Source organism: Microbulbifer pacificus (genome assembly GCF_002959965.1).
In the GTDB taxonomy this organism is placed as follows: domain Bacteria; phylum Pseudomonadota; class Gammaproteobacteria; order Pseudomonadales; family Cellvibrionaceae; genus Microbulbifer; species Microbulbifer pacificus_A.
The window spans coordinates 1-11106 of sequence record NZ_PREV01000002.1; the positions used below are offsets into that span (position 1 = coordinate 1).

The 11106-nt window shown below is 37.0% G+C and carries 14 protein-coding genes; all 14 read right to left on the reverse strand.

The window, feature by feature from the left end; genetic code table 11:
• The coding region (locus C3938_RS00040) for a phage tail tape measure protein (protein ID WP_105101278.1) at positions 1 to 2705 on the reverse strand (2705 nt) is incomplete at its 3' end.
• A gap of 34 nt (positions 2706 to 2739) precedes the next feature.
• Positions 2740 to 2886, reverse strand: a complete 147-nt coding sequence (gpGT, locus tag C3938_RS18000; RefSeq protein WP_199775437.1) for a phage tail assembly chaperone GT — start codon at positions 2884 to 2886, stop codon at positions 2740 to 2742.
• A 38-nt stretch (positions 2887 to 2924) separates the two neighbouring features.
• Complete coding sequence (gene gpG / locus C3938_RS00045) at positions 2925 to 3287, reverse strand: phage tail assembly chaperone G (RefSeq protein WP_105101279.1); 363 nt, start codon at positions 3285 to 3287, stop codon at positions 2925 to 2927.
• A 38-nt stretch (positions 3288 to 3325) separates the two neighbouring features.
• Positions 3326 to 3682, reverse strand: a complete 357-nt coding sequence (locus tag C3938_RS00050; protein WP_105101280.1) for a hypothetical protein — start codon at positions 3680 to 3682, stop codon at positions 3326 to 3328.
• Position 3683: 1 nt separating this feature from the next.
• Positions 3684 to 4292 carry a major tail protein gene (locus C3938_RS00055; protein WP_105101281.1) on the reverse strand — a complete coding sequence of 203 codons (609 nt, stop codon included), beginning with the start codon at positions 4290 to 4292 and terminating at the stop codon, positions 3684 to 3686.
• Between the two features lie 36 nt (positions 4293 to 4328).
• On the reverse strand, positions 4329 to 4718 hold the full coding sequence (locus C3938_RS00060) for a DUF3168 domain-containing protein (RefSeq protein WP_105101282.1): 390 nt from the start codon (positions 4716 to 4718) through the stop codon (positions 4329 to 4331).
• Entirely contained in the window at positions 4719 to 5111 is a 393-nt protein-coding gene (locus C3938_RS00065) for a hypothetical protein (RefSeq protein ID WP_105101283.1), read from the reverse strand.
• Positions 5108 to 5476, reverse strand: coding sequence for a phage head-tail adapter protein (locus tag C3938_RS00070; RefSeq protein WP_105101284.1), 369 nt, complete (start codon positions 5474 to 5476; stop codon positions 5108 to 5110). Before C3938_RS00070 ends, C3938_RS00065 begins: the two co-directional genes overlap by 4 nt.
• Positions 5463 to 5768: a head-tail connector protein gene (locus tag C3938_RS00075; RefSeq protein ID WP_233998548.1), complete on the reverse strand. Its 306-nt coding sequence runs from the start codon at positions 5766 to 5768 to the stop codon at positions 5463 to 5465. The genes C3938_RS00070 and C3938_RS00075 overlap by 14 nt, the downstream gene beginning before the upstream one ends.
• Positions 5769 to 5784: 16 nt before the next feature.
• Positions 5785 to 6966, reverse strand: coding sequence for a phage major capsid protein (locus tag C3938_RS00080; protein ID WP_105101285.1), 1182 nt, complete (start codon positions 6964 to 6966; stop codon positions 5785 to 5787).
• Between the two features lie 25 nt (positions 6967 to 6991).
• Positions 6992 to 7768 (reverse strand): head maturation protease, ClpP-related, encoded by a 777-nt coding sequence (locus C3938_RS00085; protein WP_105101286.1) that lies wholly within the window; start codon positions 7766 to 7768, stop codon positions 6992 to 6994.
• Positions 7768 to 8898: a phage portal protein gene (locus C3938_RS00090; RefSeq protein ID WP_105101287.1), complete on the reverse strand. Its 1131-nt coding sequence runs from the start codon at positions 8896 to 8898 to the stop codon at positions 7768 to 7770. Before C3938_RS00090 ends, C3938_RS00085 begins: the two co-directional genes overlap by 1 nt.
• Before the next feature lie 18 nt (positions 8899 to 8916).
• Complete coding sequence (locus C3938_RS00095; RefSeq protein WP_105101288.1) at positions 8917 to 10602, reverse strand: terminase large subunit domain-containing protein; 1686 nt, start codon at positions 10600 to 10602, stop codon at positions 8917 to 8919.
• A gap of 3 nt (positions 10603 to 10605) precedes the next feature.
• Positions 10606 to 11106, reverse strand: a 501-nt coding sequence (locus C3938_RS00100; RefSeq protein ID WP_105101289.1) for a helix-turn-helix domain-containing protein, incomplete at its 5' end; no start/stop codon positions are given.

The following is an 11106-nucleotide window of genomic DNA, read 5'->3' on the forward strand; positions in this document are numbered from 1 at the left end:
AAAATATAATTCTTCGCATCTCGTTGTTGGCCAACAATTTCTTGAAGAGTATCACGTCTTTCTCGGTCTTTCTCGTTAAGGACACCGTTTTTTTCTAATTTCACATCAAGTTCAGCTAGTTCTTGTTGGTTCTTATCCAGCGTTTCATCAAGTTGTGCAAGACCTTTTTCTCCCTCTTCGTTAATTCCAGCTTGTTTTAAGATGATGTTAGCCATTTCTTGATTGATGGCATCAACCTTTTCAAGTTTTTCTTCTTCTGCCAAAATGCTATTTTGAACTTCTTCTAAAGCATCTTGTCTTTTTTGAATTTCTTCTCCAACATCCTCGTTTAGCGCTGATTGAAGAACACCCATTTCTCTAAATATTTCATTTCGTTCCTCTTGAGATAAGTTACCGTTGTAATAAAGATCGGATAGTTCTGCTTCTTTTTCCCAAATCTCTTCTTGGCTCATTTTTTGGGCATCTAGTAATAATTGCAAGTCTTCCTTTTTACGTACTTCTTCTTCTTGCAATTCTGCAAGGTCTATTCTGATTTGTTTTTCGTTCTCTAGTTGTTTTGCTCTTTCGGCTTCTAATTCAATTCGAGATGATTCATAAAGACTGTCAATATATTTACGGACTTCATCCGTATTTTCCGCAAACTTATTTCCTGTTTCGGAAACAGACGTTTGTATTTCTGGTGCTTGAGAAATAATATTATCATTTGCATCCCACAATTTTTTTAATTCATCTTTAGATAATCCACTTTTCTTCGCTAAATTATCATATTGCTTTTGCAACTCATTTATTTCCCCAGGATTACTCGATTCAGAAATACGCTTATTCAAGTCATTTAATGTGGCTAGTTCATCATTGCTAATTTTAGCCTTATCCGATAACTTATCGAATGTTTCTGCGCTTTTTTCTAATCCTTCAGCTTGATCATGTAAAGAGTTCGCAACGTCTAAATTGACTTCTTCAAGCTCTTTTGATTCTTTTACCGCATCTATAACCGCTAATGTAACTCCTGCTATACCAGCAATAGCTAATCCTGCAACTCCTGCTTTACCTAAAATTGCTAGTTTACCAGCTGTACCTTTTCCACTAGCTACACCAATGCTTTTAGATAATGCACCCATGCCTTGCATGAGGAATCCCGTTCCTACAGTTAATTGACCAAAGATACTCAGCACTGGACCCGCTGCAGCTGCCAATAATCCAAACTTAATAATATTTTGTTGCGCTTCTGGGCTAAGGTTGGCAAACCATCGGGTAACATCTTTCAAAACCTCAACCGTATCTTCTAAGGCAGGCTTTAAGTTTTGATATGTCTCAATGAATAGATCCTCTACCATAGAACGTAATTCTTTTAAACTTCCTGCAAGATTATCTTGCATTGTATCGGCCATATCACCAGCTACACCATCGGATTCTTGTATAGCTTTGGTAAGCTTTTTATAATCATCTTCGGATGCATTAACAACTGCTAAAGCACCAGACATAGCCTCTTTACCAAATATAGTCGCTGCAGCAGCTGCTTGTTGATCTTTGGATAATCCCCCTAGGCTTGTTCGTAAATCGCCCATTATATCATCAAACGAGCGCATTTCTCCCTCGCCATCGGTTATGGAGATACCTAGCTTATCCATTTCTTTCTTCATGGCATTGGTTGGTTTAGTTAAGTTGGTCATCATGGTACGTAGTGCAGTCCCGGCTTTCTCACCTTTAATACCAGCATTGGCCATTAAACCAATCGCTTTTGATGTATCTTCAATAGAATAACCTAACGCTCCTGCAACTGGTGCAGCATATTTAAATGCATTACCTAAACCATTAACGTCTGTATTGGCATTAGAAGATGCAGCTGCTAAAACATCGGCCATCCTTGCGCTATCTCCTGCAGCTAGTCCAAATGCAGTTAAACCATCTGTTACAATGTCGGATACTGCTCCTAGATCTTCACCAGATGCAGCTGCTAAATCCATAACACCGGAAATACCATCCATCATTTGAGTGGCATCCCAACCAGCTAAAGACATGTAATAAAAAGCGTCACTAGCTTCTTTTGCACTGAAAACGGTTGTTGAACCCATCTCTCGTGCTTTTGCTTCAAGTTTTCCCATTTCATCAGCACTAGCTCCAGAAACAGCACCAACTTTAGACATACCAGATTCAAAGTCCATACCGGTTTTAATAGCTAACCCACCAACAACAGATAATGGCATGGTTACATTTCTATTTAAACTACTACCAACATTCTTCATACCTGTTCCAACGTTGATTAACTTACCACCAGTATTATCTAAAGCATCACCAAATTTAGTCCAGTTGGAATTAGCAATACGTTGTTGTTCTTTCATACGTTCTAATTCATCCGTTGCATTATTAACGTATCGTTCCAGATTGTTTAAAGCTGCAGATTGATTGTTATATTCTCTTGCTGCCTTTTCAGCTTCAACGGATCCTTCGCCATGTTCCTTTACCATCTTTTCATAGCTTGTCTTTGCTTTATCCGTAATAGCCCGTTGTAATTCTAGTTTTTTATTAAGACCTTTTAGCCTGGTTTCATACTTACCGACCGATTTATCGCCACGATCAAATGCAGACATATTAGCTTTCATTTCACTGTTGACTGTTTTTAAAGAGGATTTCAAATCCGTTAATCCAGAATTAACTTTCATAGTTTCCAGATCTATTTCAATGGACATACCTTCAATTCTTTGCATGGTTTACCTCCTTTCTAAAAAAATAAAAAAATCCTTATCCGCCAAATGCGGCGATTAAGGATTTCTCTTGTTTTGGTTTTGTTTCATCTCTCATTAATTCCGTAACATAGGAAAGTGGCATGTCTAATATTTCGTTTATGTCTTTGCCACTCTTCATAAAATCAAGGATGAGCTTATCCATGTATTCTGCTTGCTTGGCGATAGAAAAATCCTCATCCGTTAATTTTTCTTCGCCTGGAAGTTTTTTGTTTCAGCACTTTGTTGCCCTTGCGCGACAAATATTAGTTGTTGTTCTAATACTTCTTTACCACCAGGACCATGCAATCTTTCATACAGATCATCTTTGGTAAACTTACCACCATATATTTCGTTAGCAACAAAGTCTGCCATTTTATCAAATTTGTCAATTTCACTAATATCAACATCTTCAACTAATTCGTTATATAGCTGTATTGCATCCCTTGATACTCTTAACGGTAAAAAAGCAGGAGTCCAATATTTTTCCATTTCGACTTCTCCACCATTTGCAACTTCCTCTGGGTTTTTAACAAGTTCCATCATATTTCTTACTAATTCAGCCATAATAATATTCTCCTTTCATAAAGAAAAAGAGCAGGGAATTAATCCTGCTCTCTAATCAAAACTCTATTTCGTTTATTCTTAATGCTTGATAATTCTTTGATTCGTTCTTCTTCAACATCTTTATTTTCTTTGCGCGGAAAAGGATCGCCTTTAAAATAAACAAACCCATTGTCTTCTAAATCTTTGAAGTCATGGACAACGACATATCGCTTAGGTTTAGCCTCTTCCTTCGTTTCGTTGTTTTCCTCTTCTGCAGATGTATCAGGTTCGCTTGACTTTTTTCCCTGCTCTCCATTCAAGAGTTTAAGAAGCTCGTCCTGTTTCATGTTGCTTTTATACTCAATATTTTTTTCTTCCAACTGCTTTTTGATTTCTGGAATTGTTAGTTTACTCATATTAAGCTCCCTCCGGTTCTGTTGGTGTGCCTGCATCAGGGTGTGGTACACCAAAAATCTTTATGAATAAAGCATCCCGATTTGTCGTTTCTCCTGGTTCATCATACGCAAATAACGCTGACTTTTCTTCGTCGAATCCTTCAACAGTTCGATCCATAAATTGTGCTGCTATTTCCTCAGAAGAAAATTCGGTGCTTTCTCCTTTTGAATTGGCTGTCACATTTGGACGTGTAAACATCCCTTTTGGTAATCCAACATATTCGCGGGATCCATCCTGGAATGTCTTCGTGAAGATAACACCTACATATGGTGGGCTATCGTTGCTACTTGTTGCTGTAATACCTTCTATCACTTCCCACCCAAGCAATTTTTGTTTATCTTCCAGCGGTATCTTATGAAATCCTGCAGTTATAGAAATGTCTCCACTATTAATCGCCATTTCAGCAGTAATGTTATCGCCATGTGCTCTCACCGGTTCCTGTGGCATTTCAACAGTTATGGTCTGCAAGAATTTTACTCTTTCCACTGTTTCTGCAACAGTACCATCACCGATTATTCCATAGTAAAATCCATCTACACCTGTAGAAGATTTATAATTTTTTTCTGGCATTTGATTCACTCCTTATTTGTAATAAAAAAAGACAGCCTATAAGCTGTCAAAGTCTTCTCGATATAATTTACCTCGATACCTTCTGGCATCTCGAAAAACAACATTATCGAATTCCTGTGGTCCCGAGTTTTGATTAAACCCAAATTCATTCCACATAACATCACGTATCTTATTGGCAATTGCAATTGATTTCTTTCTATCTCTTGTCCATACATCAATTTGTATTAGACAATCGAACTTTATCCAAGTGTCGTCCGCAAAATCACTAGGAGTAGGCACATCTATTGGATCAATAACAATAAAAGGGTTATCAACATCAGCAGACTTTGGATATTCATATGACTTAATCCTGTCTTCTTTTCCTGCTTGTTCATAGATAAAAGGATCCGCAATTAAGGTTTCGTAAACTAAATTCATAATGTCCATTTACAAGCCTTCTTTCAACGCATTACGTACTGCCTGGCGAAATGCTTTTTCACTGTTTTTCGTTGATCTAGCAACTGCACCTTTACCTCTTGGACTTGGATTTTTAACCGTTCCCCACTCATTCAAGTGAATAATGCGATAACGACCTTTTGGACCTTTCCAGTGAACAATAACAGTGCGAACACCGTTTATTGTTTCTGGCCCTTTTAATGTGATTTCTTCTATACTTCCGCCTGTATCTCGAAAACTCTCAAACTCGGACTTCAGCGTTCTTTCAAACTCTTTTGCTGCATCCATTAGTGCTTTATCGCTGATTCGTTGCATAGCCTGTTCTCCAAGCTTTTGTTCCAGTTGATTGAGCGTCTTATCTAATCCCCGCATTCTTACACTCACTTCTCAAACCTCCCAACAATACTAATAAAATCCTTTTGTTGAAGGTCTGGAAGTACATCTTTAACGTTATATTTCATGTCCTTATAGTAAGGATGATCAATAGATAGATAGTGTTTATCGGTAGGGATATAGTCAGCGTGCGGATCTCGAATAGTTACTGTCACATCTGATACAGTACCGTTTGTTTTAGCACGTTCAAGATCTTTTAACCAAACTTTATCAACCTTTGCCATGCATTCATACAAAACTTTCTTCTCTTGTTCTCCAGGATCTAGACCCGGTTTTGGTGCATACTCATAAAAAGTGACTGGTGTACGTAGTTCTCCCGAATGGATACGAGGTGGTTTATATTCAAATTTCCTCAACAAAATCACCTTCTTTTGAAAGAGCCATATCTAATCCTAACCCAACAATAGCGCTCAAAAAATTGTCGTCGAAATACTCGACCGCATCATTATAAGCATATCGAGTTCGTTCCAATACAAGTTCTTTTGCCCTCTTATCGATATTGCTTTCTCCCTCGAGCCTAAACTCTCCGCACTTATCTTCCACAAATGCAATAGAAAAGGACAACAACTCTTTTAAATTGTCATCCTCAGTATCATGGGATATATGCATTCGATTTTTAAATTCGTTTAATAGATCATCAGTGACCAAGTCGATCACTCCCAACTTATGCGCCTTCTGGTTCTGTTGGAGTTTCTTCACCTGGTTGAGTGAATTTAATATCCAAGTCATAAACAAGGGCAGTTTTATTATCCTCTGGCTTACCGTTAGCAAACTGTTTGATCGTATATAACATTGCGTCTTCAATCGCTAATGTCTGATCAAACTTATTCGTTTTGTATCCACCAGCAATAGCAGCAAGATATTTCCCTTTAACGAAGAATACCGCTTTACCACTTGGCACCTCTTCAGATTCAACAACTTTTATATTGTACGGTAAAGCAGTCACCCACTGGCCAGTATTAGTTTGAATGGTGTTACGAGCTTGTACACTAATCGCATCCATAGGATTAACCACCATTACTATTTTATTAAGAACCTTACGCGCTTTTTCTTTTGCGTCTGTAGAAAGTTCCTTAATAACATCGTGTAACTCTCCAGCAACAATTTCACCAAACTGAGAAGGTGCGAATGTCAATGTGCCTGAAGAAGTTTTGTCTGTTACTGCACCTGTTTCAGTATCAACATTTTTCATTAATCCAACTGGCTCATTTTGATTAGGGCCACGACCATTTACAAATCCATATTCCAAACCAACTGAATAGGATTCAACTAAAACCGTACGAGTGTAACGTTCAACCCATTCTGGGCCTAGTTCTAGCATATCTTTCGGAATAACTGCAAAAGCGGTAAGTTTTAATTGGCTAATGGGTTCCTCTGTAAATGCAGCACCAATTTGCCCTTTGAATTCACCAAACAGTTTGCCCCATGCAAAAGCTTTCGTTGGATCCGATTTAATAAAGCGAGTAACAGCCCCTAAATCTTGTAATCCAATTTCAGTAAGCAAAGGATGCGCTTCGACTAAATCTTCAAACACTCGTTCTTGTGTAGTCTCCGGAAGAATAGAATCTTCGTCAAAACCTTCAGAAGTAATAACTTCATTAAAGAATTTTTTCTCTGCAGATGTTAATACATTCTGACCACGAGCGGTAAGGATTTGTGCATCCGTTTGTTGTGTGCGAACTTCTGCAGTAATCTTTTCCGTTAAATCCTCTGCAAGTGCGTTTTGCATTTCATCCCACGCGTTGGAAAGTTTTTCTGCATCCTGTTCTTCTGCTTTAACTAACTCCATATAAGCTTCTTTTTTTGCTTTAAAATTGTCCATCTTGCCTTTTAATTTCATCGTCATTTCTCATTCCTCCAATTAATTTAAATTAAAAAATGAACCCTTTACGTGTTTTCTGCGTTAGGGCAGGATCACTAGGTTCATTCGTTGGTTTTGTATTTTGTTGTAACTCAGCTAATATTTCTTGTTTAAATTCCGCAAACATTTGTTTTACGGCTTCTTTATCAATAGACTGTTTACTATTTGATTCCTTATTTAGCTTCCCTTGTCTAATTCCATCAATCACTTCTTGTGGGATTAAGTTTGTAACTCCAGAACTGGCAGAAAGCTTAATCTCATTTTCAAACATGATTTCATCAACCAAACCTTTTCCAAGTGCATCTTGAGGAGTTAACCATGTTTCCTCTCCCATAAGGTCAAGAAGTTCTTTTTCTTTTAATCCGCTTTTTAGACGGTAAGCATTTGCAATGGTCTTATCTGTATTCTGGAGCATTTCGGAGGTTTTGCTCATATCTCTATGATCTCCACGAGATCCAGTAGAAGAGTTATGAATCATCATTTCTCCAGTTGGCGCTATTAACACTCTATCACCAGCCATTGCAATGACACTAGCAGCAGAAGCAGCCAAACCTACGATTCGTGTCTCCACTCGACCTGCATATGATTTTAAATCCGTATAGATTTCAGATGCAGAATGCACATCGCCTCCACCACTATTGATAATAACCTCTAAGCTATCACCATTTGCCTCTTCGATTTGATCAAAAATCATCTTAGGTGACGTATGTTCAATTTCGAATAGATCATATATCCATGCGATATCACTGGATACAATGGCTCCTTTTACATTAATTCGTTTTGGCATCAATTCTCACCTCCTTCAGATGCAGATTGATAATTTTTCGTAATTACAAATTTATCTAACTCCGGATCATCGGAACGTTCATCACCGAATTTTTCACGAACTTCATTTCTAGTATAAGCTCCACTAGCCACGAGCTTATCAACGGCTTCTGAATTCTCAATGACGCTCTTCTCAGTGACACCCTTCACGTCAATCCGCTCACCATTTAAGTGATTGTCTTTTTCTATTAATTTTGCATTTAATTCATCGGATATTTTTTTGACCAATGGGCCAATGCAAAACTTTACGTATGCCTTCATACTTGTTTCGTACTCTGCTAGTTCTCCATGTACTAAAGCAGTAGGTATGCCTAAGATGTTCGCCACATCATCCGTAAGACTTCGTTTTAACTTAGTTATTTCTTCAATCGATTGCCCTTTTCCATCACCTTTGGCAACTTCTTCATACTCAAATCCTTTTAACTTCGGTACAAGGGCAACTGTATTTTTCTTAAAAGAAGCGAACAACTTATCAATAAAAGTTTGTAGTTTCCCTTGATTATCTTTGTCTAATTTCTGGTTGACATCTATCCCTACAGTTCCACGTATTTGATGATTTCTCATGCTAATTTCAACCATCCTACTGAACAAATCTCCAAAATCTTTGAACATGCCATCCATAAACTTGCTAAGCTTTTCATTGTTATATGTCATATAAATCACTTCATCCATTTGAAAGGACCTTTGAAATGTCATATTTTTGATTGTTACATTGCGGAAAATATCTGGATAAACGGCATACTCTACACGCTCGAAATCATCTGCAATTAACAGGTCATTGCTATCCGTCAAGATAACCAAAACTTCATTCTCATCAATTAAACGATAAATAAAATGTTGCCAGAAGTCTGCAGCGCTCTGATCGGTGTTTGGACGAATGTTTAATAAATAATGCCAATCATTAAGCTGCCTTTTTCCATCTTTCATAAATCTAAAATCCGATTGGCTAATGGTTCTGCCAATAAAATTAATACATGTTTCCATGGCCATGTGTTTTAAATAGGCTCTATGGTGTGTTTCTTCAAACAAGTCTAAATCAAATAATGACTCCAATTCGCTGTTCCTTCTCAATACTTTATCAAGCCATCCCACCTTTAATACTCACCTCCTTTAGAAAACTAATGCATCAAGGGCATCGAAAGTTTCATCCATATCAACTTCATCCTCTAACTCTGTTGCGCGATATAAAGCATGAACAAAAGCTTGGAATCCATCTGTTTTACGTTTTACTGCTTCTTTTTTCTCGAATATTTTCCCGGCTTGGGTTTCTTTGACAAACACATTATTGGTAAACCACCGCATTAATGGGTTGTCACCAAATATGAATTTATGATTTGCGAATCCATCTTCCACTCTCGGAGCTAATAGTGGATGAATGCTTGAAGGCCTTCGGATTGGTTCTACTTCAAAACCTTCCGCTTCTAACAAGGGTCGTAATATATCCAATTTATAATTATCAGCAATGATCTTTTCTACACCGTATTTCTCACGCATTTCTACAAACCAATTAACAATGTGCATTGGATTTAAGGAAGGTTCGTCTACCACCTTCATAAGACCATCCTTTTCCCACTTTTTGATAGGAGCTTTCTTTTCGGTACCAAAATCATTTGCCGTATTGGAATAGCCATAATGAACATCACAAAAATGTTTGATTGCATAGGTGAATGATTTAAAAGCATACTCTTCACCCTTTTTGAATAACAAACCGCAAGTAGCAAAATCTCGTACACTTCCAAAGTCTAAAGATCCAATTGGTTTCGTATCCAACTTGAAGAACGGTCGATTCGTTGCCATTAATTCTTCACGAGTAGCAACGGAATTTTCCATGTTATCTTCAATGAAATTCATTCGCTTTGTAACAAATGCAGAACGTCCTGAAGGATTATAAACCAATTTTTTATACTCTTTCATTACTTTGTTAAACAATCTCTTACCACGTTTATTTAAAGGTTGTTGAAGAGCAGGATTTGCTTTTGTCCACTTTTCCGGATTATCCATTTCCGCTATATCATCTAATTCGCAAATGTATGGAAAAACACCAGAAAACTCAATTAGTCCGTTTAGAATATCTTCACATTCACGATACTTAATATCAAAGAACCCTTCTCGTATAAAACCTTTTGTACCAATAAAAAACTGTCTACCGCAGTCCACTTTTCCTAGACCACCGGAAAATACATCGACTACCTCAGTACCTTCCATCTCGTGGTATTCATCATAGATAACAGCACCTTCTCGCCCGCCATCTTTTGTCTTTGCGTTACTTGTTTTATACTTAATTGAACTTTGTGTATCATGGCAAGTAATGCTACTCTTATAAGCTTCAAAAGTTTCTTTAAGTGTTTCATTTTCAACATTTGTGATTGTATCATAGCATTCTTGAAAACTTGTCTTAGCCTGGTCTTCACTATTAGCCACAATCGAAATATGATATTTATCTATTCCATGTAAAGGACTGATAAAATAATTTGCTAGAGTTGTAATAAAACCGTTCTTTCCTCCACCACGACCCATATTAATTACAAATTCGTCGAATACAGGTTCATCATCTTCTTTTCGAAATAAAAAAATGAACGGGGCTATAAACATTTCCCATTCATCTAATTCAAAATACCAAGTTTCACTGAACTCAATATAGTTATTAATTTGTTCTTCATCAAAATAATACAAGTCATCTCTTGGAAGTATTTCTTTTTCAATTAAACCTAATAATAAAATCCTTTTTTTGTTAAGTACAATTTTGCCACATTTCCATTTTTTTATATATTCTTCAACATACTGATTATTTAACATAAGCTATCGTCTCAATAACTTTGTTTTGGAATCAACTTTCCTATGTGGCAACAAGTCAGTTAATTGTTTAATGATAGATTGATAGGTTTTATCACGACTATCATAAGTTTCGACAATCGGCCTTTTTCGATCATAAGGAACCTGGCTTTCACTTTGCTTAAATTTTTCATATTCCCCATACTCAAGAATATCTTTCCAGTTATCATCTAGCAGAATTCGAAGACGTGCAGCTTGAGTAATTAATCCTTCCGCAACATCCAGTTGATTTTTAGGAATGCTTTTAAAAAGATCCTTTAATCTTGAAGCTTCTTTTTCCACTCGATCTTCCATGTCGTCAATTCTATCGTTTAATAAATAAAGTACAGATACATCCAAGGCTTTCGCAATCCTCTGAAGAACTTCTAAACTGGGTGAATTTTTCCCTTGTTCAAGACTTGCGTAATAATTCGTTGAAATGTTCGCTTCCTTAGCAAAATCAACTTGTGTAAGTTTTAACTCTTTACG

Excerpts from the sequence above, each read along its gene's own strand:
- C3938_RS00085 (WP_105101286.1), bottom strand. The coding sequence starts at position 7,768 with ATGCCAAAACGAATTAATGTAAAAGGAGCCATTGTATCCAGTGATATC.
- gpG (WP_105101279.1), bottom strand. The coding sequence starts at position 3,287 with ATGGCTGAATTAGTAAGAAATATGATGGAACTTGTTAAAAACCCAGAG.
- gpGT (WP_199775437.1), bottom strand. The coding sequence starts at position 2,886 with ATGGATAAGCTCATCCTTGATTTTATGAAGAGTGGCAAAGACATAAAC.
- C3938_RS00060 (WP_105101282.1), bottom strand. The coding sequence starts at position 4,718 with ATGGACATTATGAATTTAGTTTACGAAACCTTAATTGCGGATCCTTTT.
- C3938_RS00055 (WP_105101281.1), bottom strand. The coding sequence starts at position 4,292 with ATGCCAGAAAAAAATTATAAATCTTCTACAGGTGTAGATGGATTTTAC.
- C3938_RS00080 (WP_105101285.1), bottom strand. The coding sequence starts at position 6,966 with ATGACGATGAAATTAAAAGGCAAGATGGACAATTTTAAAGCAAAAAAA.
- C3938_RS00050 (WP_105101280.1), bottom strand. The coding sequence starts at position 3,682 with ATGAGTAAACTAACAATTCCAGAAATCAAAAAGCAGTTGGAAGAAAAA.
- C3938_RS00095 (WP_105101288.1), bottom strand. The coding sequence starts at position 10,602 with ATGTTAAATAATCAGTATGTTGAAGAATATATAAAAAAATGGAAATGT.